The organism is Amycolatopsis sp. NPDC043889 (assembly GCF_056435645.1).
Genome location: NZ_JBWKEC010000001.1, coordinates 349,451 through 375,885 on the forward strand (window position 1 = coordinate 349,451; position 26,435 = coordinate 375,885).

At 69.1% G+C, this 26,435-nt stretch carries 25 protein-coding genes and 1 tRNA gene; 9 read left to right on the forward strand and 17 right to left on the reverse strand.

Annotated features, from left to right (window positions below; all coding sequences use genetic code 11):
* Window positions 1-19 precede the first annotated feature (19 nt).
* The 5 genes from AC0685_RS01830 to AC0685_RS01850 form a co-directional block, all read right to left on the reverse strand.
* Complete coding sequence (locus AC0685_RS01830; protein ID WP_340685972.1) at window positions 20-538, reverse strand: DUF485 domain-containing protein; 519 nt, start codon at window positions 536-538, stop codon at window positions 20-22.
* Window positions 535-1,371: a LytR/AlgR family response regulator transcription factor gene (locus tag AC0685_RS01835; protein WP_478224436.1), complete on the reverse strand. Its 837-nt coding sequence runs from the start codon at window positions 1,369-1,371 to the stop codon at window positions 535-537. Before AC0685_RS01835 ends, AC0685_RS01830 begins: the two co-directional genes overlap by 4 nt.
* Window positions 1,372-1,515: 144 nt before the next feature.
* Window positions 1,516-2,913: a glycoside hydrolase family 16 protein gene (locus AC0685_RS01840; protein ID WP_478223815.1), complete on the reverse strand. Its 1,398-nt coding sequence runs from the start codon at window positions 2,911-2,913 to the stop codon at window positions 1,516-1,518.
* Between the two features lie 186 nt (window positions 2,914-3,099).
* Complete coding sequence (locus AC0685_RS01845; protein ID WP_478223816.1) at window positions 3,100-3,945, reverse strand: S49 family peptidase; 846 nt, start codon at window positions 3,943-3,945, stop codon at window positions 3,100-3,102.
* A gap of 19 nt (window positions 3,946-3,964) precedes the next feature.
* Window positions 3,965-5,260, reverse strand: coding sequence for a histidine kinase (locus AC0685_RS01850; RefSeq protein WP_125679199.1), 1,296 nt, complete (start codon window positions 5,258-5,260; stop codon window positions 3,965-3,967).
* Window positions 5,261-5,429: 169 nt separating this feature from the next.
* Between AC0685_RS01850 and AC0685_RS01855 the strand changes: the two genes are divergently transcribed.
* Window positions 5,430-6,545 carry a serine hydrolase domain-containing protein gene (locus tag AC0685_RS01855; RefSeq protein WP_478223817.1) on the forward strand — a complete coding sequence of 372 codons (1,116 nt, stop codon included), beginning with the start codon at window positions 5,430-5,432 and terminating at the stop codon, window positions 6,543-6,545.
* A 76-nt stretch (window positions 6,546-6,621) separates the two neighbouring features.
* On the opposite strand, the gene AC0685_RS01860 is transcribed toward AC0685_RS01855, so the two are convergent.
* The 3 genes from AC0685_RS01860 to AC0685_RS01870 form a co-directional block, all read right to left on the reverse strand.
* On the reverse strand, window positions 6,622-7,482 hold the full coding sequence (locus tag AC0685_RS01860; RefSeq protein ID WP_478223818.1) for an Fpg/Nei family DNA glycosylase: 861 nt from the start codon (window positions 7,480-7,482) through the stop codon (window positions 6,622-6,624).
* Between the two features lie 32 nt (window positions 7,483-7,514).
* Window positions 7,515-7,955, reverse strand: a complete 441-nt coding sequence (locus AC0685_RS01865; protein ID WP_125679202.1) for a DUF983 domain-containing protein — start codon at window positions 7,953-7,955, stop codon at window positions 7,515-7,517.
* Window positions 7,956-8,060: 105 nt separating this feature from the next.
* Window positions 8,061-9,623: a sigma-70 family RNA polymerase sigma factor gene (locus AC0685_RS01870; protein ID WP_478223819.1), complete on the reverse strand. Its 1,563-nt coding sequence runs from the start codon at window positions 9,621-9,623 to the stop codon at window positions 8,061-8,063.
* A 199-nt stretch (window positions 9,624-9,822) separates the two neighbouring features.
* Between AC0685_RS01870 and AC0685_RS01875 the strand changes: the two genes are divergently transcribed.
* Both AC0685_RS01875 and AC0685_RS01880 read left to right on the forward strand, forming a co-directional pair.
* Window positions 9,823-9,895 (forward strand) — tRNA-Gly (locus tag AC0685_RS01875).
* Window positions 9,896-10,187: 292 nt separating this feature from the next.
* Window positions 10,188-11,894, forward strand: a complete 1,707-nt coding sequence (locus AC0685_RS01880; RefSeq protein ID WP_478223820.1) for a hypothetical protein — start codon at window positions 10,188-10,190, stop codon at window positions 11,892-11,894.
* Here the strand turns inward: AC0685_RS01880 and AC0685_RS01885 are convergent.
* From AC0685_RS01885 to AC0685_RS01905, 5 genes are all read right to left on the reverse strand, one after another.
* On the reverse strand, window positions 11,889-12,182 hold the full coding sequence (locus tag AC0685_RS01885; RefSeq protein WP_478223821.1) for a YiaA/YiaB family inner membrane protein: 294 nt from the start codon (window positions 12,180-12,182) through the stop codon (window positions 11,889-11,891). The two genes, AC0685_RS01880 and AC0685_RS01885, sit on opposite strands and share 6 nt — an antisense overlap.
* 66 nt (window positions 12,183-12,248) lie before the next feature.
* Window positions 12,249-12,650 carry an immunity 7 family protein gene (locus AC0685_RS01890; protein WP_478223822.1) on the reverse strand — a complete coding sequence of 134 codons (402 nt, stop codon included), beginning with the start codon at window positions 12,648-12,650 and terminating at the stop codon, window positions 12,249-12,251.
* A gap of 10 nt (window positions 12,651-12,660) precedes the next feature.
* The gene (locus AC0685_RS01895; protein ID WP_478223823.1) at window positions 12,661-13,209 is read right to left on the reverse strand and encodes a DUF2716 domain-containing protein; all 549 of its coding nucleotides are present in this window, start codon (window positions 13,207-13,209) and stop codon (window positions 12,661-12,663) included.
* 187 nt (window positions 13,210-13,396) lie between these two features.
* A complete protein-coding gene (locus tag AC0685_RS01900) occupies window positions 13,397-14,005 on the reverse strand; it encodes a hypothetical protein (RefSeq protein ID WP_478223824.1) in 609 nt (202 codons plus the stop codon).
* Between the two features lie 75 nt (window positions 14,006-14,080).
* Window positions 14,081-14,587: a hypothetical protein gene (locus AC0685_RS01905; protein WP_478223825.1), complete on the reverse strand. Its 507-nt coding sequence runs from the start codon at window positions 14,585-14,587 to the stop codon at window positions 14,081-14,083.
* 210 nt (window positions 14,588-14,797) lie between these two features.
* Between AC0685_RS01905 and AC0685_RS01910 the strand changes: the two genes are divergently transcribed.
* The 6 genes from AC0685_RS01910 (at window position 14,798) to AC0685_RS01935 (ending at window position 22,943) form a co-directional block, all read left to right on the forward strand.
* A complete protein-coding gene (locus tag AC0685_RS01910) occupies window positions 14,798-15,907 on the forward strand; it encodes a hypothetical protein (protein ID WP_478223826.1) in 1,110 nt (369 codons plus the stop codon).
* Between the two features lie 146 nt (window positions 15,908-16,053).
* Window positions 16,054-17,319, forward strand: coding sequence for a flagellar basal body-associated FliL family protein (locus tag AC0685_RS01915; protein WP_478223827.1), 1,266 nt, complete (start codon window positions 16,054-16,056; stop codon window positions 17,317-17,319).
* Window positions 17,320-17,328: 9 nt separating this feature from the next.
* Window positions 17,329-18,666 carry an rRNA adenine N-6-methyltransferase family protein gene (locus AC0685_RS01920; RefSeq protein ID WP_478223828.1) on the forward strand — a complete coding sequence of 446 codons (1,338 nt, stop codon included), beginning with the start codon at window positions 17,329-17,331 and terminating at the stop codon, window positions 18,664-18,666.
* A complete protein-coding gene (locus tag AC0685_RS01925) occupies window positions 18,663-20,585 on the forward strand; it encodes a glycosyltransferase family 4 protein (protein WP_478223829.1) in 1,923 nt (640 codons plus the stop codon). The genes AC0685_RS01920 and AC0685_RS01925 overlap by 4 nt, the downstream gene beginning before the upstream one ends.
* On the forward strand, window positions 20,578-21,165 hold the full coding sequence (locus tag AC0685_RS01930) for a hypothetical protein (RefSeq protein ID WP_478223830.1): 588 nt from the start codon (window positions 20,578-20,580) through the stop codon (window positions 21,163-21,165). The genes AC0685_RS01925 and AC0685_RS01930 overlap by 8 nt, the downstream gene beginning before the upstream one ends.
* Window positions 21,162-22,943, forward strand: a complete 1,782-nt coding sequence (locus tag AC0685_RS01935) for a glycosyltransferase family protein (RefSeq protein ID WP_478223831.1) — start codon at window positions 21,162-21,164, stop codon at window positions 22,941-22,943. The genes AC0685_RS01930 and AC0685_RS01935 overlap by 4 nt, the downstream gene beginning before the upstream one ends.
* Before the next feature lie 303 nt (window positions 22,944-23,246).
* Here AC0685_RS01935 and AC0685_RS01940 read toward each other — a convergent pair whose 3' ends face one another.
* From AC0685_RS01940 to AC0685_RS01955, 4 genes are all read right to left on the reverse strand, one after another.
* Window positions 23,247-23,978, reverse strand: coding sequence for a Crp/Fnr family transcriptional regulator (locus AC0685_RS01940; RefSeq protein ID WP_478223832.1), 732 nt, complete (start codon window positions 23,976-23,978; stop codon window positions 23,247-23,249).
* Complete coding sequence (locus tag AC0685_RS01945) at window positions 23,978-24,205, reverse strand: hypothetical protein (RefSeq protein WP_478223833.1); 228 nt, start codon at window positions 24,203-24,205, stop codon at window positions 23,978-23,980. The genes AC0685_RS01940 and AC0685_RS01945 overlap by 1 nt, the downstream gene beginning before the upstream one ends.
* A 408-nt stretch (window positions 24,206-24,613) precedes the next feature.
* The gene (locus AC0685_RS01950) at window positions 24,614-25,282 is read right to left on the reverse strand and encodes a response regulator (protein WP_478223834.1); all 669 of its coding nucleotides are present in this window, start codon (window positions 25,280-25,282) and stop codon (window positions 24,614-24,616) included.
* Entirely contained in the window at window positions 25,279-26,403 is a 1,125-nt protein-coding gene (locus AC0685_RS01955) for a sensor histidine kinase (RefSeq protein WP_478223835.1), read from the reverse strand. Before AC0685_RS01955 ends, AC0685_RS01950 begins: the two co-directional genes overlap by 4 nt.
* Window positions 26,404-26,435: the final 32 nt, after the last annotated feature.

The following is a 26,435-nucleotide window of genomic DNA, read 5'->3' on the forward strand; positions in this document are numbered from 1 at the left end:
CGCATGTGCAGCTCCGCGGTCAGTTCTCGATCATGTCGACGAAGTCGCGTTCATGCCGTTCGGCGAGCCGGTTGTACCAGAGGCCGATGCCGAACAGGAACGGGAAAGGCGCCACGCCGAGGATCAGCCAGGGCACCGGGATACCGACGACGGTCACCCTGCCGAATGACGGGATCAGATAGAAGAGCACCGGAAGCGAACACAGGGTGACCATCACCAGCAGCGCCAGCAGGGAGGCCGTCCGCAACTGGATCTTCACCAGGTCCCGGACCAGGAGTTTTCCCCAGCTGGTCTGTTCTTCGAGTTCGACCCTGGCTCGCAGGGTGCTGGTGGCCTGCCGCGGGTCGGCGAGGATCACCCGCTGCCGCTTGGGTTTCGCGTGATGTTCGGGTTTGGCCTGCTCGTGCTTCGGACCGGACGGCGCGCCGGGAACGGGTTCGACGGCGGCGCCCTCGGGCACCGCCGGTTTCCTGCTCTTGCCGAGCGTCGGGTCCGGTTCGCGGACGCCGTTGACGCGGCGGTAGTAGTCGTCGGTCACGTCGACCGGTTGGCGCCGACCAGCCTGTCCTTGAGGGCACGCGTGTGGCGGCGGCTCACCGGCAGCACCTTCTCCTCGTTACCGATCACGACCTGATAGCCGCCCTGCCCCATGCGCAGTTCGGTGATCAGCGGCAGCGAGACCAGGAACGACCGGTGGATGCGGACGAAACCCGCCTTCTCCCAGCGTTCTTCGAGCTGGGCGAGCGGGATGCGGACCAGGTGGCTGCCGTCGGTGGTGAACAACCGGGCATAGTCGCCCTGGGCCTCGACCCAGCGGACCGAAGACCGCGGGATGAGCTTCGTGGTGCCCGCGAGCTCCACGGGGATGACCTCGTCGTCGTTCTTGACCTGTCCCAGCCCGCCTTCCGGGCCGTACTTCGGCGCGGCGTTGGCGGCGAGTTTGTCCATCACGCGCGTGATGGCGCGGTCGAGACGATCCTGCTGGTACGGCTTGAGCACGTAGTCGAGCGCGCCGAGGTCGAAGGCGTTGACGGCCTCTTCCGCGTGTCCTGTCACGAACACCAGCGCCGGCGACGGGCGCAGCGCGGCGAACACCCGCGACATCTCCATGCCGGACAGACCGGGCATGTCGATGTCGGCGAACACCGCGTCCACGATCGGCAGCCCGCGGGCCTTGCGGTCGGCCAGCCTCGGGTCGTCCGCGGACAGCAGGCGCAGCGCCTCCGAAGCGTCGATCGCCGGGTAGACCAGGGCGACGCGCGGGCTGTTGCGGAGACAGTGGACGAGTTCGTCTAGCCCTTTGGGCTCGTCGTCCACCGCCAGGACGATGAGCTTCCGGGTGTCATCGTGAGCACTCACAGTGAGACGCATCCTGCCCATTGCCGCGTTCCTTGTCCAGCCCGCTTCACGAAAGTCGAACGAAAAGGACGGCACCGGCACCCCCGCGCCTGGGGTGACCGGTGCCGTCATCTTTTCCGGTGACACGAACCGCCTCGCCGTGCCACATCTATCCCTTCACGGTGTGAAGGTGAACCAGTTGACGCTCACGAAATCGGCGGGCTGTCCGCTCGTGAAGGTCAGGTAGACGTCGTGTTCGCCGGTGACGCCGCTGATATTCGCCGGGATCGTCCGCCAGCTCTGCCAGCCGCCGGTGTTCGCGACGGCGAAGCTGCCGACGGGCGGGTTGGAGCGGCTGTCGAGCCGGACTTCGACGAGTCCGCTGACGCCGCCCGCCGCTCCGGACGCGACGCGCGCCTGGAACTGCCTGGCCGTTCGTGTCCCGAAGTCGATGCCCGGATACAACGCCCAGTCACCGTTGCCCGCGGGGCCGATGTTCTGCCCACCGCCGGAATCGGACGTGGCCTGTTTGGCGATCCCGGCCGCCTGGCCGTACGACTCCGCCTGGATCGTGCCGTACGCGCTGCCACCGCCGCCGGGACTTCCCGTGGTGGTCGTGGGGGTCGTGCCGCCGCCGCGGGTCAGGACGGTGACGTAGTCGACGAGCATCGGGTGTCCCGGCACGATCCCCGGCCCCGGCGTGGTGGTGCCGGAGTTGTTGTTCGGGAACGCGCCGCCGATGGCGACGTTCAGCAGCACGAAGTAGCCGGCGTGGTTCGTCATGTTGGCCCACGTCGTGGCGTCGACCTGGTTCTGGCTGACCGAATGGAACTGCTGGCCGTCCACCAGCCAGCGGAACACGTTGGGGCTGACGCTCGTGTCCCATTCGAAGGTGTAGGTGTGGAACGCGCTCTGACAGCTCGCGCCGGGGCAAGTGCGACTGCCGACCAGTCCGGTGGTCTCGTTGCAGGGACCGCCGGGGTTGACGCCGCAGTGCAGCACGCCCCAGACCGTGTTGATCCCGTTGACGTTCTCCATGATGTCGAACTCGCCGACGGCGGGCCAGTTCCAGTAGTTGCCGCGATACGGCGAGCCCAGCGCCCAGAACGCGGGCCAGTAGCCGAGCGCCGCGGCGCCGGTGACGTTCGGCATCTGGATGCGGCCTTCGATCCGCAGCGCGCCGCCGGCGGGTGGTTTGAAGTTCGTGCGCTGCGTTTCGATCCGCGCCGAGGTCCAGTTGCCCGCGCCGTCACGCAGCGGCGTGATCCGCAGGTTCCCGGAGCCGTCCTGGGCGAGGTTCGCGGGGTTCGCCGTGTAGTTCTGGATCTCGCCGGTGCCCCAGTTGCCCGGGCCGCCGGGGTAGCCGTGGCCGGTGTCGATGATCCAGTTCGCGCTCGACGGGAGCGAACCCGCGGCGCCGGTGAAGTCGTCGGTGAACACGGTGGTCCAGCCGGCCGGGGGCGGCGGGACGGCGGCGGACGCGGGCAAGGTCAGGGGGACCGTGATCAGAGCCGCGCCGGCGGTGGCGGCGAGCGCGATCTTCCAGCGGCTCGTTCGGGGAGAAGTAACGGACATCGGACCTCCTCGTCAACGCTGTCGAGGTTTGTTGCCGTTCACAACAAAGCGGTATGTCCGATATGAGACCTGGTCTGAACCACTTACGCCTACCACCGTTCGGGTGAATCGCTCCCTGCCGCAGGTGCAATGAAGGGGCCTTTCATCGCAAATTTTGCGATGAAAGGCCCCTTCATTGCACGCGGGTCAGAGGCCGAAGCGGCTCCAGGCGGCCTTGGACTGAACGGCGTCCAGAAGCGCGCTCGCCGCGGCGGGCGCGCCGATACCGAGCCGCGCCAGCAGCGGCTTCTTCGGTTCGGCGATCGCGATCTCGGCGTCCGGGTACCGCTCCGTGATCACCTGACGAAGGCTGCCGACGCCGTCGATCAGGCCGAGCTCGACCGCACGGGCACCCAGCCAGACGTCCCCGGTGAACAGGTCCTCGGAGCCGGAAAGCCGGTCACCACGACGTTCGGTGACCCAGTCGACGAACAGTTCGTGGAGCTGGCCGTGCATCTTCTTCAGCCACTCGATGTCTTCCGGCTTCTCCGGGCTGAACGGGTCGAGCCGGGACTTGTTCGCGCCCGCGGTGTGCAGCCGCCGCTCGATGCCGAACCGCTCCAGCAGGCCGGTGAACCCGAACCCGCCGCTGATCACGCCGATGGAGCCGACCATCGACGTCCGGTGCGCGTAGATCTCGTCGGCGGCGCAGGCCAGCCAGTACCCGCCGGACGCGGCGACGTCCTCGGCGAAGGCCAGGACCGGCACGTTCTTCTCGTCGGCGAGCTGACGGATCCGCTCGGCGACCAGACCCGACTGCGTCGGCGCGCCACCCGGCGAGTTGATCTGCAGCGCGACGGCCTTCAACCGCTCGTGCCCGAACGCGCGCGTCAGCGCCGATTCGACGGCGGCGAGGTTGATCGACCCCCTGGCCAGGGGGGACGGGGTCGGCGTGATCACCCCGTGCAGCTTCACCACGGCGACGACGTCCTTGCGTTCACCTCGATCGCCGATCATCGGGAGACGGGAGGTCAGCTTGTCCGCAACGCTCATACCGCCAGGTTACCGACGTTCACGACGGCAGCACGCCGCTGCGCGAACCGCTCACCCCGCTGGACTCGTTCGGACCGCCCTGAGGCGGGACGGTCGCGCTGTCGGCGGAGAAGTCCGGCAGATTCGGCCGCACACCGGGCATGAACTTCGGCACCCGCAGGGTCACCTTCATGCCGGCGCCGGGCGCCGTCTCGACCATGAGCGCGTAGTCGCGGCCGAACACCTGCTGCATCCGCTGGTTGATGTTGCCGAGACCGACGTGCGCACCCGTGCGGTGCTGGCTGCGGAGGTCCGCGAGCTTGGCGGGTTCCATGCCGATGCCGTCGTCCTCGACGCTGATCAGCGCTTCGGCGCCGTAGTCCTCGGCGATCACCGTGACGCAGCCGCCGGACGGCTTCGACGCGAGGCCGTGTTTGACGGCGTTCTCCACCAACGGCTGGATGATCAGGAACGGCACGACCACCGAGAGCACCTCGGGCGCGATCTTCATCCGCACTTCGAGCCGTCCGCCGAAGCGGGCGTTCTCGATGGTCAGGTACCGGTCGATGTTCCGCAGTTCCTCGGCGAGCGACGTGAACATGCCCGACGTCCGGAACGAGTAGCGCGTGAAGTCCGCGAAGTCCTGAAGCAGCTCTCGCGCTTCCTCCGGGTCTGTCCGGATCAACGACGAGATGGTGTTGAGCGCGTTGTAGACGAAGTGCGGGGAGATCTGCGCGCGCAGCGCCTTGATCTCCGCCTGCTGGAGCTGGTTCTTCGATTCGTCCAGCCGCGCCAGCTCGAACTGGGTGCAGACGAACTGCGCGACCGCGTCGGCCATCTGCACCAGCCGCCCGCGCGTGCGCCCGACGACCAGCAGCGCCGCCTCGGTCTCGCCCTCGACGATCAGCGGCACGATCACCGCGGTCCGCATCCGGCAGGTGCCTCGGTGGTTGCACGGCATCTTGTCGTGCGCGACGACCTCGCGGCGGTGCTTGCGGATCGCGTTGCCGATGGCGTCGACGAGATCGACGTAGTGGTCGTTGGCCTCGCCGTCCCAGGACAGCAGCGTGCCTTCGCTGTCGGTGATGCCGACGGCGACGCAGTCGAGCATCTCCAGCAGCTGGCTGGTGATCTTGTCGGCGACCTGCTCGTCGAGCCCCTCGCGGAGATCCGGTGTCGCCTTCGACATGCGGTGGACGGCCTGCAGCACCGCGTTCTCCACGATGCTCGCGGGACGCCTCAGCTTGATCAGGAGGACGACGACGAGGATCGCGAGCAGCAGCGCCACACCCCAAGGGATGATCTGCGCGATCTCGAGCCCGGACACGGCGTCCATGCTCTGCGCTCGACCAACCGGGTGCAAGGTCTGCTCCCCACTTTCCGTTGAGTTGTGACAACTGAGGGTGGGGCCGACCCTACCCAAGACCGGGGCGTTGTCCCCATGGTCGCTCCCCGTCGCGCCGGGAAGACTGTGCGCAGGCAATCGCTTCCGGGGGAGGAACACAATGCACGGATCGGGGAAACTCGCGGCGGGGGTGCTGGCGGGGGTCCTGCTGGCGAGCGGGACGGCGGCCGCGGCCGGGGATCCGGTGCGCGCGGCCGTCGGCGATCTGGTCGGCGAAGGGGGTTTCCCGGGAGCGGTCGTCCAGGTCCGGACCGGTGAGGCGGTCTCGCGCTTCGGCGCCGGATACGCGAACCAGGCGACGCGCGAACCCGCGGGGCCGCATCACCGGTTCCGGATCGCCAGCAACACCAAGGCGTTCGTCGCCACGGTGGTGCTGCAACTGGCGGGCGAAGGCTCGCTTTCCCTCGACGATCCGGTGGAGCGAAGGCTGCCCGGTGTCGTACGCGGACCTGGCTACGAGCCGGAGAAGATCACGCTGCGCACGCTGCTGAACCACACCTCCGGCGTGCACGACCCCCTGGATCCGCATTTCTTCGACCCGTACCTCGTCCAGGGGAACCGGGCGCACGTCATCACGCCGTCGGAGGTGATCCGGCGGTCGCTCGCCGACCCGCCCTCGTTCGCGCCGGGCACCGGGGTGGAGTACTCGAACACCGGATATCTGTTGCTGGGCAAGGTGATCGAGAAAATCACCCGCAACGACGTCCGCGAGGAGATCCAGCGGCGGATCCTCGACCCGCTCGAGCTCGGCCGGACGTATTTCCCGCTGTGGTCGCCGTTCCTGCGAGGTCCGCACCTGCACGGGTACGACATGCGGGGGAGGGACATGACCGTGTTCAGCCCGTCGTACGACTGGACCGCGGGCGCGATGGTGTCGACCGTCGACGAGCTCGCGACGTTCCATCGCGCGTTGCCGACAGGACGGCTTTTGGAACCCGCACAACAGGCCGAACTCAAGCGGCTGGTGCCGTACAGCGAGCTGGGTGCGTACGGCGCCGGCGTCGAGACGCTCAACCTGCCTTGCGCCGGTGGCAAGAAGACGGTCTGGGGCAACACCGGTGCGGGACCGGGGTTCTACAGCGTCTCGATGAGCACCGAGGACGGCTCGAAGCAGATCGTGCTGGCGCTGAACGTGTACGACCTCGCCGCGGACGTGCACGGCGGGCAGCGGGTGCCGAAGCCGCCGATGCCCGCGGTGATGGCCGCCCTCTGCTGACCGCGTTTAGTCCTCTGGATGCGGTACTTGCATGCGCAAGTACCGCATCCAGAGGACTAAACGCGGCAGTGACGGGTCACTTGAGCAGGCGCGACATCCGCCGGTCGGCCAAGGGTTTCCCGCCGGTCTGGCAGGTCGGGCAGTACTGGAAGGACTTGTCCGCGAACGAGATCTCGCGGATCGTGTCGCCGCAGACCGGGCACGGCAGCCCGGTGCGCGCGTGCACCCGCAACCCGGACCGTTTTTCGCCCTTGAGCCGGGCCGCGGACTGGCCGACCGACCGCGTCACCGCACTGGTCAGCACTTCGCTGATGGCTTCGAAGAGCCCGTCGAGCGCCCCTTCGGACAGCTTTCCGGTTGTGGCGTAGGGAGAAAGCTTCGCCATGTGCATGATCTCGTCGGAGTAGGCGTTGCCGATCCCGGCGATCAGAGACTGATCGGTGAGCGCCGTCTTCAACCGTTCGGTGCGTCCGGCGAACAACTTCTCGAGCCCCGTGCGGTCCAGCGAGAGCGCGTCCGGCCCGAGCCGCGCGATACTCGCGACCTCCTCCGGATCACGCACGATCCAGACGGCCAGCCCCTTCTTCGTCCCGGCCTCCGTGAGATCGAAGCCCGGACCGGCGGCCGCGTCGAGGTGGACGCGCAGCGAGATCGGCCCCTTGCCGGGTTTGAGCGGTGCCGGCGCCAACGCGTCGGACCAGCGCAGCCAGCCCGCCCGGGCCAGGTGGACGACCAGGTGGAGATCACCGGCGACGAGATCGAGGTGCTTGCCGAAGCGGCCGGCACCGGTGACCTCGCGGCCGTGCAGCTCCGTCCACGGCGGGGTCGCCGTCTTCAGCACACTGAGGGACGCCACGTCGACACGGAAGATCGTCTTGCCCACCGCGTGTTCACGCAGGTGGTGGGCGAGCGCTTCGACCTCGGGTAACTCGGGCATGGCCCCAGTCTCGCGTGTTCAGGCCGCCGCGACTACTCCACCGGGTGCAAGGGGCCGTCGAAATCCGGCAGCGAGTGCTTCTGGATGGTCTTCGTGATCTTCGAGACCTCGCCGCGCACGGTGAACATGCCGCGGATGGTGCCGACCCAGCGCTCCGAGGGCCTGTCGCCCGCCAGGTCGCCCTCGGTCTCGGCGACCACGGTCCACGGGCGGCGCAGGATCCACCGCAACGGGAAGAACAACGCGACCAGCAAGAGCGCCAGCGGAACCCACGACGGGATTCTCACGTCGGCGGGGGTCCACATGATGAGCACGATCGCGAGCAGCGCCGTCACGGCGATCATCGCGATACCCGGGCCGTAGCTGCCCGCCACATCGTGCTCGAAATCGTCCGCTGTCGCGGGAGCACGCCATTCCATCTGGGCTCGGACCACCCAGTCACGGCCGTCCTCGCCGTGCACCAGCCGGTTCATTCAGTCGCCTCCCGCGCGGCCGCTCGCTCGTCGTGAGCGAGCTCCACCGTACCGTGACGGGAGCCGGATTCGCGAGAGTTCGAGGGCGATATGCCCGCTCGGGCGTTATGGGCACGTCGGGTAGTCGACACCCGGTTCCGGATAGTGGGAAGTCGGTTTCACCGGGCTCGGCTCGTCTTCCGACGGATCGCCGGACGGGGTCCCGGTCTCACTCTCGGGCGTGCCCGTCTCCGGCGAAGTGGACCCTTCCGGGTCAGTCGTCGACTCCGGCGTGCTCGACGGCTCCGTCTCGTCACGGGAGGTCGTCGTGGACGTCGGGCTCAGCGATTCCCCGGGAGGGATGTCGTCCCGTTTCGAGGTGGTCTGGTTCGTGCCGGTGCCCGGTTCCGGGACCTCGTTCCGCGGCGCGGTCTCCTGCGCCGGATTTTGCTCGTCCGGTGGCCGCACGCCGTTATCGGCACCGCCATCGCCGGCCGCACCGTTATCACCGCCGCCGAGGTCCTTCCGCGACGTGCCCACACCCGGCAGGCTCGGCAGGTCGGACACTCCGAGTTCCGCGGCCTGGCCCCGCCCGGTCACGGCGGGCCGATCGCTCTTGCCGTGCATCCGGTCCTCGGCGATCCGCTGGGGCGGGAGCTCCACCGGCTTACCTTGGGCGGGCGGCGCCACCTGCGCCGGTAGCAACGCCAGCTCCGGCTGGCCGCCCCCGGACAGGCCGACGGTATGCGTCACGTCGGTGCCGAACACGGCCGGACCGGCGACGATCCCGACCGCGCCCGCGGCGGCCGTCGACGTCACCGCCAGGCCGACCTTCACCTTCGACCCGAGCAGAAGTCCCTTGACCGACGCGGCGAGCCCGGACAACGCCCCGCTCGCGTGGGCACCGGCGGCCGCCGGCACCAGCAAGGCGACGACACCGGCGTGCGCCCGCAGCGAGGAACAGACGTCACGCAGCTCGTCGTGCGTCGCCCGGCAGGACTGGCACCCGATCAGGTGGGTCTTGATCCGGCGGGCTTCGGCCCCGGTGACACTGCCCGCGGTGAACCCGCCCAGCTTCTCCACCACGGCCCGGCACGAATCCGGCCCGCGGTTCACCGACAGATGCGCTTGGAGGTACGCCGCCCGCAGCCCCTGCCGCGCCCGCCGGGCCAGCGCCGCCGTCGCGTTCGCGCTCAACCCGAAATGCGGCGCGACCATCGACGGCTGCTCGCCTTCGACCTCGGTCTGCCACAACACCGAACGCCACCGCTCCGGCAGACTCGTGAACGCCGTCGTGATCAGCGAATGTTCGGCCGTGCGGGCATGCGTGTCCGCGCCCGCCCCGGCCCGGAAGGTCAGCTCGTCGTCGCTCACCGGCACGTCACGACGCGCGCCGTGCCACTCCCACGAGACCCGGCGAGCCACCGTCAGCAGATACGCCCGGACGTAGTCCCGCGGCCCGGCGCCCCGGCGCAACGCCTGAAGCACCCGGAAGAAGGTCTCGGCCGTGATGTCCTCCGCCTCCGACCGGTCGGCGGCCAGACTGCGGGCCAGCCGGCGCACGGCGGCGGCGTGAAGTTCGAAAAGCTCCCCGAAGGCGGCGTCCTCCCCATCACGGAGACGCTGGAGCAATGCCTGCTCGTCGGATTCCGAGGCCGCCTGAAGCGGCACCGTGCCCTGCTCGGTCATCCGGCCAGGCACCTCCTCCCCGAAGGACTCACCATTCGGTCGAATGGGGACACCATACGGAGGTATGCAGCCGTCGTCACCCCTTGTACGCCAGGTGTGACACCGAAGCACCTGGAGGGGTGGGTGCGAACGGCTACAGACGGTCTGTGTATGGTGTGTCCACACTGCTTCAAACGAGTGTTGAAGCGCTGAGTGACATGCGGATGTAGCGCAGCTGGTAGCGCATCACCTTGCCAAGGTGAGGGTCGCGGGTTCGAATCCCGTCATCCGCTCGCAAGTGGGCACGGCGTGTCCAGGGAACGCCTGGACCATGACTTGCTCACCATGATTCCCGGGGGCTCGAGCCCTCGGACCCCCGCGTTCCCTATAGCTCGCGTTGGCGAGTCGGTTTTCGGGCGCGTCTCGTTCACTCGTTCTGATGGTCACTAACTGCTACAGGTTCGGTGAGTGGGGTCACACGACCGTAGTAATTCGGATTTGTGCATATGTCGACCCGCTGGCGGAGGCCCTCACCTGGGGGTTCGGTACTTTGTGGACCGGATCTTCGAGCATGGGGGAACAAGCATGAGCGAGCGCACGTCGAGCGGCGACACCGCCAGCGTCGAGCCCGCCGCCGACCGTCCGCGAGCTGCCCGGTTGCCCCGCCCCGGCGCCGTGGCGCTGTGGCTCCTCCTGCTCGCCCCGATCGTGCTCGCGCTCGCCGAGGCCGTCAGGTCACCCCGGATGAACTACTGGGACTTCTGGCGCGTCATCGGCATCACCACCGACGCGAACGGCTCGCTCGACCCGGCGACCTTCACCGAGCTGTACAACGAACACCCGGTCGTCATCGTCGCGATGCTCTTCTGGGCCGACGCGAAACTCTTCGCCGGTTCCAACGCGGCCCTCGGCATCGCCACGTTCGTGCTGGCACTGGCCACCTACCTCGCGCTCTGGCGCATGCTCCCCGAGAAGCTCACCGGCCTTCCCCGGCTCGCCGTCCTGACCGCGCTTTCCCTGCTGGTCTTCTCTTCCGCCGGGACTGACTACTACGGCGCGGGCTGGATGGGCATCCAGTGGTTCGCCGGTATCGCCCCGGCCGTCGCGGCCATCGCGTTCGCCCATCGCGGCCACACCGTCCCCGCCACGATCCTCGCCGTCGTCGCCAGTCTCGGCCACGGCGCCGCCTTCCCGGTCTGGATCGCGCTCGGCCTGATCGCGTGGCTTCGCCGGGACAGGCCGTGGAAGGTGCTCCTTCCCCTGGTTCTGGGCCTCGGCGTCCTCGTCCTGTGGCGCCTCGCGACCAGTAACGAGGCAGGCTCGCCACCCGCCATCCTGGGCGCGGACACCTACTTCGGCTCGGTCGTGACCGTCCTCGGCCGCACCTGGGCGGCCTCCACGGCCGACACCGCCATGGTCTGCGGTGTCGCCATGCTCGTGGCCATCGGGCTGGCCGTCACCGACGCGGTCAAACGACGCGGGACGGCGCCCGAACAGACGGATCAGGTGAACGATTCGGGCTGGGTCGGCCTCGGCCTCCACATGGCGCTGGCGGCAGTGCTGATCGGGCTCGGGCGTGGACGGTACAGCAACATCGAGGGCCTCTCGGCCCGCTACGCGATCATCGGCCTGCTCGCCGTCGGCGCGCTCCTCGTCCTGCTGGCCGTCCGGGCACAAGGGCGCGTCCAGCGCTACCTCGTCCCGATCGCGCTCGTCGTCGGGCTCGGCACCTATGCCGTCGGATCATCGAGTGCGTACCTCCTCCGGAAGGACTATCCGACTCAGCCCGTCCTCGCGGTCGCCATGCAGACCGGCGCCGCGTCGGTCGTCAAGAAGATGAACGCCTACCCGGAGTTCCTTCCGAAGTACCAGCTTCTGGGCGTCTACCCCTTCACCCCCGACTTCACCCTCGGGTGTGGTGCGGGCGGGCCGGAACTCGGGTCGCGGATCGACGTGGCCGCGACGCCGGTGATCACCGGCGCGCCGAACGCCGAGCGGACCGCCGGATTCATCGAAAGCCCCGCGGTCACCGGCGACACCACTCTCACCGGCTGGGCCTTCCTCGGCGGCGAACAGCCCGACTGCGTACTGGTCACCGACGCGGCGGGCACGGTCGTCGGTGGCGGTGCGGTGGGGTTGCCACGTCGCGACGTCGCGACGGAGTTCGGCACCATCACCGGCCGCGCCGGCTGGGAAGCGGTGGCGCGGCCGGGCCTGAAGGACGGTCTCGTGTTCGCGAGCCGGGAAGGCCGCCTCTACCGGCTGGCCCCCGGAGCCCCGGCCGGCTCATAGCGCGGGCGTTTTGAAGGGGTCGTGCTCGGCGAGGAGTTTGTCGACGCGAGCCTGGTCGACTCTGCTGACGACGGTGTTCTCGTCCTGCCGGTCACGAATGCATTTGGCGAGGGTGAACGCCGAGGTCGTCAGGAAGAGCATGCCGAGGGCGAGGAAGCCGCGGACCCAGCCGTCGACCGGCAGGTACCAGATGCCGATGACGACCGCGATCAGCGCCAGCCCGAACGAACACGCGGCCTGGACGAAGAACGCGACGGTGGTGGGAGGCACTGCGGAGGTTTTCGTCATGCGTACCAAGGTCGCGCCGAGCACCCCGCGATGTCTTGAGTACGGCTACTCAAGAAGGGTTGCGATTCAGATCTCGTAGCCGTCCATCACGGTCGGCGCGACCGGTGACAGGTGGTCGTCGCCGCGTTCGGAGACCAGGCCGCAGGCCATCCGGTACACCTTGAACTCGTTGTCGTGGTCGGGATCCTGGTCGTCCCAGACGTGGAGGAGACCGTAGGAGCCCGGCGCGAGATCGCCGACGCGGGTGAACAGGTCCACCAGCTCGGGCGCGATCGCGGTGCCGTGCTTGTCCATGCCGCCAAGGTGCAGCACCGGCACCCCGGCGGCCCAGCGGAGGTCGAGCAGGTCGGCGTCGCCGAAGTCGCGGACGGCTCGGTGCACCCGCTCGACGATGCGCTCGAGCAGCGCGGCGTCGTCGTCACCGGAAGGGCTCGCTTGGATGGTCACCCACCCGTGGTATTCGAACACCCGCCTGAGTTTAGGCAGGTCCGCCCGCCATCACGGCCGGTGCCCCGTCGCGCCGCAGCACGTTCTTGAAAATCTGTTCGCCGTGCTTCTCGAAGGCGGGCACGAGCTTCTCGCCGTACACGCACAACGTCCGCTCCCACGGGTGCCCGAGCGTGCCGAAGCGGAAGTCGTTCGCCAGGAACATGTGGTAGTCCGTGCGCGGGAACACCGAAACCGGCCACGGGTCGAGCGCGGCGTGCCGATGCGGATAGAAGCGGTACGACTGGTGCTGCCAATGCAGCACCCAGACCCACTCGTCCTCGGCGACGCAGTCCTTCAACGCCGCGAGCGCGACACGGGCGACGTCGTTCTGCTCGACGGCGTACGGGCCGAGCCGGAATTCCGGTGACGAACGGTCGAGACCTCCTGGCGCGAGATCCCACGCGACGGACGGAGCGGGTTCACGGAAACCGGGCCAGGCGTGCGCGTAGGTGCTCGGCCAGAACGCGAGCTTGTCGTAGACCCAGTACCAGGCGGGCTCATCTACGACCCTGGAGATGGCTTCCCAAGCGTTGTTCACGAGCGACCCTCGGTGGTTCGGCCGGTTAAGACTGGGAAAGCTTCGTGTTCAGGGCCCAAGTTGTCCAGCTCGTGGGCATTCTCCGCGAAACTGTCACCTGATCAGGTGTCTTGCGCCGTCGCCGGAACCGTGAGAATGACGGTGCGTGAACGGCGAGCCCACCGAACGCGGGCTCGCCGTCGTTCGCTCACGCGGCCGCCTCCCAAAGACTCATGAAGGCCGAGGCCTCACTCCGCACCCATGGCCGCACCTTGTCGCGATCGCGCGGCGACAACGCGAACTCCTTCGAGCGCCGGACGTCGATCACCAGCGGCCGCCCGCCCGGCCGCAGCTCGTCCATGGTCTGCTCGAGCAACCACAGCACCATTTGCGCGGCGTCCCGGCTCAATGGCTCCTCCTTGAAATAGAGCCAGGTCACGTACACCGGCCCGTCTCCCTTGCGCAGGCCGAGATGAGGGTTGATCCCCACTTCGAGCGAGCCGAGCCGCCATCGCGACCGGCCGACCTCCGCCAGCCGCAGGTCACGCCGCCCGACGTAGCGCAGCCAGCCGTCGGCGATCTCGGTGTAGTGCGGCCGCGTGCGCTCGTCCGCGTTCTCGACCAGTGCCCGCAGCACCTCGCGATCCCCTCCGGAGATCCGCCCGGCACGGATCGCGTTCGCGGCACGGAGGTAGAAATTGAACCCGCCCCGGGCCGGGTCCTCGTACTGACGGCGCCAGCGCCGGACGAACGAGGAACGCGAGGGACCCGAGCTCGTGCTGTACCCCACGAACGTGGGCAGGGTGATGTAGGCCATCCGTGTCTGCCTTTCGCCGCTGTTCCTGCTGGACAACGACCATTTTAGAACACATGTACGACAGAAACCGGGGCTTTACGGGTGACGCGGCGGAGGAGGCCAAGGCCCTTCGAGCAGCTCGGCCGACTCCTCGAGGATCGGCACCTCGCAGACGTCCCGCGGGGTGAGGTCGGTCGGGATCCAGCCGTCGAGCATCGCCGACCACCGCGCGATCCCGCGCAACGACGGCGGCGACCCGAGCAGCTCGCCGACCTCGCTGACCAGCGCGCCGCCTGCCGCGGGCGAGAGGCGGCCTTCGACCATCGCGGTGAGCCAGCCGTGGATCAGCAGCCAGCGGGCGGCCGTCGGATCGGCGGGCAGTTCGAGGCCGAGCTCGTCGACGACCTGGCCGAAAGCCTTGTCGACGGCGGCTTCGGCGGAGGATTCGAGCCCGGCGAGCAAGGCGAGGGACGGGGTGTCGAGTCCGGCGACGATCGCGTCCAGACCGGCCTCGACCAGATGGGAGGTGCGGACGTCACGTCCGGCGAGCCTGCCGATGGCCAGCTCGCGCAGCGCGCCGCGACACGCGTCGATTTCCGTCACCCGGCACTTCCCACGTCCGCCACCGTACCGGCGGGACCGCCCGATCGCCGCTGACCAGCCGAAAGAGCATCACCCCGATGGACCCGCGCCGTCGCCTCCGGACCGTGCTGGACCTGCGCCGAAACGGACGCAAGAATGGGAAAGACCAATATCAACCACCCGTCCGGGTCATGCGACACTGGCTGCCCACACCCGGCGGCAGGGGGCTATATGAGCTGGCAGGACGAGCTTCGGCAGCTGGATGTCGAGCTGGCCTCAGGCCGTATCGGGCACACCGAACACCGCAAGCGGCGCGACGAGCTCCTCGCGGAGGCGTCGGGGGGTGCGATGCCGTCGCCGGTCGCCTCGCCGTTGCGTCATCCGGCCGGACCGTGGCACAGCACCAACCCCGCCGTCCGCCCGGCGGAACCGCGGACCGTCCCAGCCCCTTTTCCAGAATCGGCGGCCGAGCCGCCGTCTCCGCCGAAGCGGGAAATCCCCCGGATCGCGCACCACAAGACCACGGCGCCTTCGCCCGCCGACATCAATCCGACGGTCTATCTCCGCGCGGAACCGCCGCAGCAGCTCCGGCGCGGCCCCGCCACCGTCGAGCAGGGCCTGCCGCTCCCGCCGCTGACGCAGGAGCCAGGCCCCCGCCACAGTGCTCCCACCGACGATTACGCCGTCGTCGGCAAGAAGAAGCCGACGTGGCTCTTCCTCGGCGCCGGAGTGCTCCTCGTGCTGGCACTGATCATCGGCGGGACCCTGTGGCTCGGCTCGTCGTCTTCGAACACCGCCGCGTCACCGCCCGAAACCGCCCAGCCGCCGGGCGGGCTGTCCGGGCTCGCACCGAGTGAACGACCGGACAGCGCGCAGACGCCGCTGGAGGACCGGCTCCCCGCGTTGCCGGGAACGCCGTCCAAGGACAACTCCACGATGTCGGTCGCCAAAGGCGCCGAGCTGAAGCTCTATTCCCAGGCGGCGGCCGAATTCCTGCGGACCAAAGGGGTCACGTCGGTGACCTACAAGGGGTCTTCCGAAGGCGTGAACGGCTATCTCGTCCTGGTGATCCCCGCGAACGACGCGAAGGACGCGGACGCGATCGTCAAGTACTTCCGGCAGAACTCGATCAACGCCGGAATGCGCGAACAGCGCGTCGGTGATCAGCTCGCGCTCGTCGGCGCCAACAAGAACGGCCAGCTCAGCGGTCTCGGGTACACGTCCGGGACGATGGCCGTGACGGCGTGGGTGTCCCAGCCGCTCGGCGGCGATTCGAAGGCGCTCGACGAGCGTCTGGCGAAGACGGCCACCGCGCTGGGGGACGTGCTCCCGGCGGGCTGAATCGCCCAGATCGCGGGCAGATCACGATTCGACCCGCGAGAACACCATGGTGCCCGGCAGTGCAGAATGTGCGAGGTCACCGCTGTGGTGACAACGCGACGACCGGGCGCTCTCCGCGAGCCCGGCCATCAACGAAAAGGGGGCTGGTGGTGTCCTGGCAGGAAGAGCTGCGGAATCTGGACGAGGAGCTCGCATCCGGCCGCCTCTCGGCGGACGACTACCGCATCCGCCGCGACCAGGTGCTGTCCTCGGCCGTGGCCTATGGCGACGCGCCACAGCAGCCCGGCACCCCGCAGCCGCCCGCCGGGCCGCAGGGTCAGCCTCAGCAGCAGCCCGGCCAGCCCTCGGCCGATTCGACACAGATCATCGCGCCGGTGAACCAGCCGCAGGGTGACGGCGCCGAGCGCACGCAGGTCGTCCCGGCCTGGCAGCAACAGCAGGCCCAGCAGCCCGCCGACCCGAACCGCACCCAGGTGGTCCCTCCGGTGGCTTCACCCCCCGGTGGCTTCCCCCAGCAGGGTCAGCCGTCGCCCGCGGGTGGCTTCCCCCAGCAACACGGCTACCAGCAGCAGCCGCAGCAGGGCTGGAACGCGCCCGAAGCGGACGCCGCACCGCCTTGGGGCGGCTCGGACTTCCCGCCGATCTCGCCGGTCGGCAGCACGGAATGGGTCAAGCAGGGCCCCGAACTCTTCGACGACAAGCCCCGCGGCAAGGGCGGGAAGATCGCCGTCATCGCGATCGTCGCCGTACTCGTGCTGGGCGGTCTCGGCGTCGGCGGATACTTCCTCTTCTCCGGCGATGGTGACCCGCAGGCGACCGACCCGAACACGCCTCCCCAGAGCCAGTCGCAGGCTCCGCCGCCTTCGTCCACGAAGGTGCTCACTCCCCAGGAGAAACTGCTGGAGAGGATCCCCGAGCAGTCGGGGACCCCGGACCCCAAGAGCGGCGTGATCAAGGTCGGCGAAGCCGCGTCGATCACCGGGATGGAGCAGGGCGAGATCGACCTCGTCACGGCCGAAGGGGTCAAGGAGGTCATCTACCGGGGCTCGGAGAAGCAGCCGGACGAGACCGGGCCGCAGAAGGCCAAGATCTCGATCACGATCATCCCGATGAACAACCCCGGTGGCGCGCAGGACCTGGTGAGCAAGCTCCGGCAGTACCAGACCAGCCACGGGTTCGTGCACATCACCGACACCGTGCTGCCCGGCATCCCGACCAAGGTGAACTTCCACAAGAAGGTCGAGGGCGACAGCGGCGACTACCGCGGCACCTGGGTCTCCGGCAACAACATCATCCGGGTGGACGTCGTCCAGAACCCGCTCGGCGGCGGTCCTGGCGAGGCTGCCTTGAGCGGCACCTACCAGCGTGCGGTGAAGCAGGGCCTGCTGGAAAACTTCCCCGCCACGAACTGAGTGGGGCAGATGGGGGTCGGCAGGCTGCTCTCGACGGTCCTTTCGCTCGCCGAGGACCTGGATTCCCTCAGCGACGAGCTGCATTTCGCCGGCCAGGACCTCGCCTGCCACGCGCCGCTCGACCACGGTGCGGCGAACGTGCTCCGGGCACTCACCCTGCCCGGGAACGCCAGGGTGCTCGAAATCGGCGCCGGTCTCGGGGCGCTGACGAGGTACCTCGGCGAGCGGGCCGAGGTCGTGCACGCGATCGAACCGGACGAGGACTGCGCGGAAGCGGTCCGGTCGCGGACCGGTGAACTGGGCACGGTCGAGGTCTTCACCGTCGATCCGGCGAGGTTTTCGAGCGATGTCGAGTACGACGTGGTGCTCGTCGCCCAGCCGTATGCGACCAGGGGCCTGCTCGATTCCGTCCGCCGACGGCTGCCGCCGCACGGCGCCGTGGTGGTGACGACGCGCTCGCGCGCGGTCGTGGGCACGCTCGCGGCCGCCGGGCTGGACGTCGTCCAGGAGCTCCTCTGCTCGCCAGGACACGAGATCGCCCGATCGGTGCGGTCGGCGCGGCTCGACGCCGAAACGCCACGGCTGGCCGCGGCGATCGTGGACGAGCCCGCCAGTGGTCTGCTGCTCCTGGCCGGTCCCGGCGCGGACGCGCTGTGGCCGCCGGACCGGCTCGCGACCTACTTCAACACCACCGACCGCGCCGCGTTCGCCTGCACCCGGGCCGACGTCGTCCGGACGGCGGACGGGGCCGAGGTACGGCGGGTGCCGCTGCGTCCGCCGACGACCGTCGCCGGGATCTCCGTCGGCCCGTGGACGGATCCGGTGTACGACGCCGCCACGATCCTCGAAGTTCTGCTGGCCGCCCCGGAACGAGCGGGTGACCTCCTGCCCGCCTGGCGCGAACTGTTGCGGACCGAGGCGGAACGGGGCGTGCGGGCGCTGTGGGATCTCGTACCGCACAACGTCGTCGTCGACGGCGAAGACCTCCGCCCGATCGACCTCGAATGGCGGCACACCGGCGCGGGCGTCGCCGAGGTGACCGAACGCGGAGTGCTGGTGCTGGCCGACAAACTCGCCTCGGCGGGCTGGCGCGGAGCGGCCGACGGCGGGACCACGCGTGAGCTGGCAGGCTGGCTCGGCGTGCTCGTGGGACTCGATCCCTCCTTTGTGGACAGTGCGGTCGAGCGCGAGATCGACTTCGCCACGATCGGGTCGTGCGGCGCCGCGCACGGCACCGCCGAGATCCGCGCGGCGATCTCGGACATCTGGCACGCGCGGCTGGAGAGAACGATCCACGCCGCCGGGTACGGTCGCCTCAGCGACGAGAACAAGGAAGCGAAGCCATGACGAGCCTCTACACCGCCGGCATCGTGACCCCGGGCCGGCCGGTCGGGCATCGATACGAGCTCCGCGGCTGGACCACCGGCGTCGGCGGCGCCGGCGAGATGTCCGTGAGCTTCGGCAGGGTGTCCACGACCGTCGTCCCGGACGACTGCCCGGACGCCCCCGAAGGCGCGTTCGGCTGGCGGGCGGTGCCGCACGGATGGCTTCCCGTCGGGCGGCACGATGTGGTCGTCTACGGCCCCGGCCAGCGTGTCCTGTCCACGGCGACCGTCCACATCGGAACGCTGCCCGGTGAGGAACCGTTGTGGATCGGTGAGATCACCACGCCGCCGTCGGGTCAGGTCACCGACGCCCAAGTCGTGTACGTGTCCGGCTGGGCGCTGCTGCAAGGGCGGGCGCCGAGCTTGATCGAAGTACAGGTCGAAGGCGGCGGCACCGTGCGCGCCCGCACCCGCCTTCCCCGCGAGGACGTGCACCCGGTGCTGCCCGGTTTCGTGGACGCCGAGGTGAGCGGGTTCGAGGCGTGGGTCCCGGTCGACCTGCCCGAGGGCACCGAGCGGACGCTGTCGCTCCGGGTCCGGTTCCGCACCGAAGGGATCGGCGAACACGTCTCCCCTCGCCACACCTTCACGCTTCGGCACGCCGAAGCGGATCCTGACGAAGCCGCGCTCGCCGACGAACTGACCGCGGAAACCGCTCGCGTGCTGGCCAGGACCACGGTGCCGTCGGATCCGCGGCACGCACTGATCTTCACGCACAGCCTCGCCGTCGGCGGCGGGCAGCTGTGGCTGCAGGAACTGCTCGGCAGGCTCGTCCGCGACCATGGCTGGCGAGTCGACCTGGTGACCGCGGTGGACGGCCCGCTGCGGGCGGAATGCCGCGAACTCGGTGTGCCGGTGCACGTCACGACGCACTACCGCACGTCTTCGGTCCCCGAGTACGAAGGGCACGTCGCCGAGCTGGCCCGGTTCGCCAAGCTGTCCGGAGCGGGCGTCGCGCTGGTCAACACCCTCGGCGGTTTCCCCGCCGCGGACGCGGCCAAACGCGCCGGGCTCCCGACCGCGTGGGTGATCCACGAGAGTTTCTCCTTGTCCACCTTCGCTTTTCACAACTGGGGCCCGAACAAACCGCCGTCCGCGGTTCGGCGGCGCTGGGAGTCCACCCTCGCCGAGACCGACATGCTGCTGTTCGTGGCCGACTCGACGCGGGAGATGTTCCTTCCCTACAGCAAGCCGGAACGGTGCCGGACGGTCCGCTACGGGACTCCTATGTGGACACTGGGTGGGCGGACTCCGGCCGAGACCCGCCGCCGGGCACGCTCGGACCTCGGTTACTCGCCGGACGACGTGGTGCTGGTGAACGTCGGGATCACGGAATCGCGCAAGGGCCAGGCCCCGCTGCTCTCCGCGATGCGCCGGATCCGCCGCGTCCACCCCGAAGTGAAGCTCAGCATCATCGGCCTGCACCCGACCCCGTACGGGCTGGCCATGCGGCGGACGGTCGAGCGGACCGGGCTCGGGAAGGCCGTCGATCTGGTGCCGATCCAGCCGGATCCGATGCGCTGGCTCCACGCGGCCGACCTCTTCGTCAACAATTCGGACGTCGAATCGCTGCCGCGGTCGATCCTCGAAGCCGTCAGCTGCGGGGTCCCGGTCGCGGCGACCGACGTGTTCGGCGCCAGGGAAATGCTCGTGGACGGGGTATCCGGCTGGCTGTTCGAAACCAACGACGTCGACGCCTTGACGGCGACGTTGCTCCGGGCGCTCGGCACACCTCCTGCCCGGCGACGCGAAATGGCGGAAGCCGCGTACGAGAAGCTCCTGCCGTGGCTCGATCCGGCGGGCTACGCACGCGAATACTCCGAAATCCTGACCGATCTCGCCCTCAGCGGGCGCCACAGTGCGGGGGGCGACCGTGCCTGACGAAAACTCCGAGTTCACCGGTCTGCCCGGCCGTGTGCAGGCCGAACTGACCCGGCTGCGGGCCGAACGGCAGATGTTCACCGCCGAACAGGACAGATTGAAGGCGAAGCTGACCGGCACGGAGGAGGAACTGCGCGCGGTGAGCGTCGATGTCACGGCGATGAGTTCGCTGCGCGCGGAGCTCGCCGAAATGGAGGAGCGAGCGGCCGCGGTGCAGGAGCGAGCGGCCGCGCTGCGGGAAGAGCTCGACGTCGCGAACGCCAGGACGACGGCGTTGGAGGGCGACGTGCTTTTCGCCAGGCAGCAGCGTGATTCGATGCGCGCCGAGCTCCTGTCGGCCCGCGAAGAGCGCGACAGGCTCCGGCTCGCCTTGCTGGACGCCGAACTCGTGCTGTCCGCGGGGGTCGTCGAGGCGGACATCCTGCCCGGTGGCGAACCGTCCGCCGACCGGCAGCGCATGCTGACCGCGGAACGGGTGGCCGCCGAGATGGCGAACGAGCTCGACGCGACGCGACGGACGCTCAGCTGGCGGGTCACCGCGCCACTGCGGCTGGTGCGCAGGAGGATGAACCGGCCGTGACCGATCTCTGTTTCGTGTCCGCCGAGGGTGGCTCGTCCTTCATGGAGGAACTGCTCGAAGTGGTCGCCGACGCGGTGCGTACGGCGGGCGGGCGGGCTCGGACCGCCGTCGGCAAGTACCCCGAGGCGGGGCCGGACACCGTCTACGTGGTCGTCCCGCACGAGTACTTCGTCATCTGCCCGGACACCGACTTCCCCGACGCCGAACAGGTCCGGCGGACCATCGGGTTCTGTGTGGAGCATCCCGGCACATCGACGTTCGAACGCACCGTGTCGCTCGTCCGCGCGCTGGGCGCCGCGGTCGACATCCACGTCGACGCCACCGTGGAACTGCGACGGCGCGGGGTGAAGGTCGAGCATTTCCAGCTCGGCTACACCCCGCTGTGGGATCTGTGGGGCGGCGACCTCGACAGCCCTCGCGACCTCGACGTGACGTACCTGGGCACGGCCGAACGCCGCCGGTCGGCACTGCTCGGCTCGTACGCACGGGACCTCGAAGGCCTGCGGACGCGGCTGCTGACCCCGCCGCACGAGCCGATGACCGCCGCCCGCGTCGACTTCCTGCCCGGCAAGGCGAAGTTCGAGCATCTCGCGCGGTCGCGGTTCCTGCTGAACCTGCACCGGGAGCAGAAGCAGACGCTGGAGTGGGTCCGCACGCTCGAAGCGATGACCAACGGCTGTGTCGTGATCAGCGAGACCTCGGCCGACATCGAGCCCCTGGTCCCCGGCGAACACCTGGTGATCGCGCGAGCGGAGTCGCTGGGCACCGTCGCGGCGGCGCTGGCCGCCGAACCCGGACGTGAACGACGGCTCCGGGCCGCGGCGTACGAATTCGTGCGTTCCCTCGACATGGGGCCGTCGGCCCGGATGCTGATCGACGTGGCTTCGTCGCTCGCCCGCGGGGTCACCGCGGCGCCGGTGACGGACCTCGCCTCGATGCGGCGGTTCGCGTCGACCCTGCGCAGCCCGGCGAACGCGCTCGCGGTCGACACCGCGCCGTTCGATGCGCGCTTCGCCGGGGACCGCTCGGTGCAAGGCGCCGCCTCACCCGAAGGCCTGGTGGCTTCGGCGCAGATCATCCGGCAGGTCGAGGTCGCGCGACGGGTCGCCACACCACGCTGGGAACCCGCGGCGGCTTCCTTGCCTGCCACCGCCGACGTGGACGTGCTGATCGTGCGACGGACCGGCGAAGCCGACCCGGACGAACTCGTGAACGACCTGCTCACCGCCAGCGTGACGCCGAAGCAGGTGCTCGTCGGTGAGGACGGCGTGCACCCGTGGCCGCGCCCGCGCCCGTACGACGTCCTTCTGCACGACGCTCCGCTCGGCCGGGGGCTCACCCGGAACTCCCTGCTGGAGCGTTCGACGGCGTCGTGGCTGCTGGTGCTCGACGGCGGGACGCGTGCTTCGGAGTTCCTCCTGGAGCGGCTGCTGGCCGCTTCGGAAAGCGCCGACGTCGTGCATTGCCCGATCGCGGATCCAGTGGAAGGCCTGGTCGGCGCGCTGCCGCCGGAGGAGCAGCGCCTGCGGACGCTGCCGTACCTGGGCAGCGGCTATCTGGTGCGGCGGTCGCTCGTCGACGACTTCGGCGGGTGGACCACCGAGGTGCTGTTCGAAGGCCTGGAGGATCACCTGTTCTGGCGGCGAGTGGCCGCGGCGGACCGGCAGGCGGCGCTGGTGCAGCAGGTCCTGTTGCGGCGGCAGCGGCCGGATCCGGACTCGCGGCCGATGGACCACGACCCGCATCGGGTGTGGGCGGCGGTCGAAAGCGCTCTGTAGGTGCCTCCCGTGCAATGAACGGTCGTGGGCGCGGCGTTAGCCCGAAAGTGTGAGTTGGGCCGTGTCGATGAACGTCCTCCCCCGCTGATGCGCCTTATGGGCAGAGCATCGGTGAGTCCGGATGCCGGCCGAGAGGAGCCGCCATGGCCTGGGAGATCGCCCTGGTCGCCGCGCTGGCCGTCGTGTTCGTCATACGGCTCGCGCTTCAGCTGAAGCGCAGTTGACCCGGTTTTCGCGCACCCCGCGGCGCGGTGAATGAGGGGAACAGGACTTTCCTCGAGGGTCTCACGAGGAAAGTCCCGTTCACCCCATCGCTATCCGCCTCATCCGTAGCTGCGGAATCTTCCGTGGGCCGATGAGGGCGGACGAGACGGCAGGGAAAAGCGGAGGGCCGTCCTCTCGCAGGCGTTCTTTCACGTGGATCGTCTTGTAACCGGTACTCAGGTAGCCCTCGCTCTTCAGTTTCGCCATCTCGGCATTGACCGACGCTGGTGAAGCGCCGATCGCAGAGGCTATGTCCGTATGGTTCAGTCCCACGTCGATGACGACGCCCGCATCGCCGGGAACCCCGTAGAGCGCCTGCAATCTGGTCAGGAACGCGGTCAGGCGGCTCCGGACCTTGGCCGTCGCGAAACCCTGCGCGACGTTCCGCAGCCGCAACCGGACGGCCATGTCCACCGCGATCAGGGCCATCACCCGATCGTCGTCGAGGAAGCCGTGGAAGGCGTTCCGCGGGATCTCCAGGGCACGAACCGGTTTCGTGGCCACGTACGAGAGATGACTCGGCCGTCTGGCCAGGCAGTCCTCGACGCCGAGCACGTCACCGGCACCGAGCAGGTCCACGATCGTCGGCGGCGTGTCGCTCTGGGCCGCACGCAGCGCCTTGACGAAGCCGGATCGCAGGATCAGCACCGGTGGCGCCGGATCGCCTTGATGGAGCAGTGCCGAGCCCGCCGTGTGGTCCACGTGCCTGCCGAGGTCGAGCAGCCGCTGCCGCTGCCGTTCGGTGACCGCGGCCAGGAAATCCCCGCCCATCAGCCGACCACCGCCGCGAACGCACAGAGGATCGCGGCGAAGACGATGCAGGCGAGAACGACGACGCCTGCAGTGACCACCAGAAGCGGGTCAGGTGTCTTTGTCGTCAATAGTGACTCCCCGTGAGAGAAAAAGTGAATCGAATTCTGGACCCGGCCGAGTGAGAATCGTGTCGGGTAGGTGACATCCCCCTTGCCGTTCAGCCGGAGACTAATGCTCAGCGCCATTGCGACAAAGCAACACAGTGGGAGCCGCTCCCGTCCAGGGAGCGATTTCGCGACGGAAAGTGACCGTCATTCCGCGCGACGGCCGAAGAAAAAATCACCCACCGTACACGGATTTGAGCAGCAGCCTCACGCGATACTTCTATACTCGTCAGGAAATCAGGGTTTGCCGTACGTGCGTATTGTTTTCGCGTCGTCGTCTCGGGTAGACCCGTCGCTTCCCCTCGCCCCTGGTGGAGACGGAGATGAGGCCGAGTCACCAAGAGTGCACGTGCAGATGCACGTCCTGTCCGAAGCTCGATGGCGAGCCAGCTAGACGCGGAATTAACGGAGCGTCAGCGTTGGGTTACTCTTGATGACTCCACGTGACCGGCGGAGTTTTTCCGGCAAAGTCAGCATTTTGGGGGAACCTCAACCCCGGCGAGGACTGACCAGGCCGGACTCGTACGCCAGCACCACCAGCTGCGCCCGATCCCGCGCCCCGATCTTGGTCATGATGCGGCTGACGTGCGTGCGCGCGGTCGCCGTCGAGATCACCAGATGCGCGGCGATCTCGTCGTTCGACATACCGCCGGCGACCAGGCCGAGGACCTCGCGTTCGCGATCGGTGATCTCGCGGACGGCGTTCACGTCGATGCGGCGGTTCTCCGGCCGGTCGACGAACTCCGCGATCAGCCGCCTGGTCACGGTCGGCGCCAGCAGGGCCTCGCCCGCGGCGACCACCTTCAGCGCCCGCAGCAGCTCCACCGGATCGGTGTCCTTCAGCAGGAACCCGCTCGCGCCGGCGCGCAACGCCTCGTAGACGTACTCGTCGACGTCGAACGTGGTCAGGACCAGGACCTTCACCCCGGCCAGCTCGGGATTCGCGGTGATCCGCCGCGTCGCTTCGAGCCCGTCGACGCCGGGCATCCGGACGTCCATCACGACGATGTCCGGGTTGTGGTCGACGGCGGCCGCGACGGCCTGCTCGCCATCCCCCGCCTCGGCGCAGACCTCGAACCCGTCCTCGGTCTCCAGCAAAACCCGGAAACCGGCGCGGACCAGCACCTGGTCGTCGGCGAGAACCACCCGGATCGTCATCGTTCCCCCTCGATGGGCAGGTCCGCGCGGACCTGGAATCCGCCGTCCACCACGGACGTCGTGAGCGCGCCGCCCAGCGCGGCCGCCCGTTCGGACATCCCGCGCAGGCCGTGACCGGGCGCGGGATCGACGGCGCCACGGCCATCGTCGCGGACGAGCAGCGTCAGCGCACCGGTCTTCCGTTCGAATCTGACGTCGACACCCCGCGCCTGATGCGCGTGACGGACCACGTTCGTCAGCGATTCCTGCAGGATCCGGTACGCGGCGCCGTCGACGGGCGCGGGCAGTTCTCCCGGCGCACCATCGACGCGGACCTCCAGCCCGGCGGCGCGGGCGTGCTCGAACAGCTCGTCGGCCTGGGCGAGGCTCGGCGCGGGCGCCTTGTCCTCACCGGAACGCAGCACGGCCAACGTGGCGCGAAGGTCCTTCAGCGCCGAAGCGCTCGCCTCCTTGATGTTCAGCAACGCCTCTTTCGCCTGTTCAGGCCGCCGGTCGGCGACGTGCGCGGCGACCCCGGCCTGGACGTTGATCATCGCGAGACTGTGCGCGACGACGTCGTGCACCTCGCGGGCGATGGTGAGCCGCTCCTGCTCGGCGATCCGGTGCCGGTGCTCGTCGGCCTGCTCGCGGCGCGCCCTTGCGGCCGCCATCCCGTTGCGCACCGCCGTCCCGACCCCGACGACCGCGATCACCCAGACCAGGCCCAACCCCGTCCGCAGATCGAAGCCGGCGAACCCGTGCCGGACGAACAACGCGATCCCCGACGCCGCCAGGAGCGCTCCGCCGGTGCCGCCGGCGACGACCGGCCCGCGAATCTTGGTGAGCAGGAACAGCGCGATGGTCGGCAGCAAGATCGCCGGCCCGCCCGGGTTGCCGGACGCGTAGTAGCCGAGCGTCAGCGCGGAGGTGAGCAGGAAGATCGTCATCGGGAAGCGGTGGACGATCAGCAGCGGTACCGCGATGGCGACCAGCCACAGCACGCCGGACGTGGTCAGCTGCGGCGAGTCCGGCTGCCAGCGTGAGGCGCCGCTCGTGGCACCGAGGACGAACCCCAGCGGAAGCACCACGCGCAGCACGCGGCCCACCCAGGGGCTCCACGGAAACCGTTCTTTCAGCAGCACAGAGCGAAAGCTACCCGGGGCGGAGACGGATC

Coding starts and splice junctions, on each gene's coding strand:
- AC0685_RS01865 (WP_125679202.1), bottom strand. CDS start 7,955: ATGAACCGGCTGGTGCACGGCGAGGACGGCCGTGACTGGGTGGTCCGA.
- AC0685_RS01940 (WP_478223832.1), bottom strand. CDS start 23,978: ATGGGCGGGGATTTCCTGGCCGCGGTCACCGAACGGCAGCGGCAGCGG.
- AC0685_RS01850 (WP_125679199.1), bottom strand. CDS start 5,260: ATGGACGCCGTGTCCGGGCTCGAGATCGCGCAGATCATCCCTTGGGGT.
- AC0685_RS01900 (WP_478223824.1), bottom strand. CDS start 14,005: ATGGCCTACATCACCCTGCCCACGTTCGTGGGGTACAGCACGAGCTCG.
- AC0685_RS01880 (WP_478223820.1), top strand. CDS start 10,188: ATGAGCGAGCGCACGTCGAGCGGCGACACCGCCAGCGTCGAGCCCGCC.
- AC0685_RS01920 (WP_478223828.1), top strand. CDS start 17,329: ATGGGGGTCGGCAGGCTGCTCTCGACGGTCCTTTCGCTCGCCGAGGAC.
- AC0685_RS01945 (WP_478223833.1), bottom strand. CDS start 24,205: ATGGCGCTGAGCATTAGTCTCCGGCTGAACGGCAAGGGGGATGTCACC.
- AC0685_RS01855 (WP_478223817.1), top strand. CDS start 5,430: ATGCACGGATCGGGGAAACTCGCGGCGGGGGTGCTGGCGGGGGTCCTG.
- AC0685_RS01860 (WP_478223818.1), bottom strand. CDS start 7,482: ATGCCCGAGTTACCCGAGGTCGAAGCGCTCGCCCACCACCTGCGTGAA.
- AC0685_RS01950 (WP_478223834.1), bottom strand. CDS start 25,282: ATGACGATCCGGGTGGTTCTCGCCGACGACCAGGTGCTGGTCCGCGCC.
- AC0685_RS01885 (WP_478223821.1), bottom strand. CDS start 12,182: ATGACGAAAACCTCCGCAGTGCCTCCCACCACCGTCGCGTTCTTCGTC.
- AC0685_RS01835 (WP_478224436.1), bottom strand. CDS start 1,371: ATGCGTCTCACTGTGAGTGCTCACGATGACACCCGGAAGCTCATCGTC.
- AC0685_RS01925 (WP_478223829.1), top strand. CDS start 18,663: ATGACGAGCCTCTACACCGCCGGCATCGTGACCCCGGGCCGGCCGGTC.
- AC0685_RS01910 (WP_478223826.1), top strand. CDS start 14,798: ATGAGCTGGCAGGACGAGCTTCGGCAGCTGGATGTCGAGCTGGCCTCA.
- AC0685_RS01845 (WP_478223816.1), bottom strand. CDS start 3,945: ATGAGCGTTGCGGACAAGCTGACCTCCCGTCTCCCGATGATCGGCGAT.
- AC0685_RS01840 (WP_478223815.1), bottom strand. CDS start 2,913: ATGTCCGTTACTTCTCCCCGAACGAGCCGCTGGAAGATCGCGCTCGCC.
- AC0685_RS01870 (WP_478223819.1), bottom strand. CDS start 9,623: ATGACCGAGCAGGGCACGGTGCCGCTTCAGGCGGCCTCGGAATCCGAC.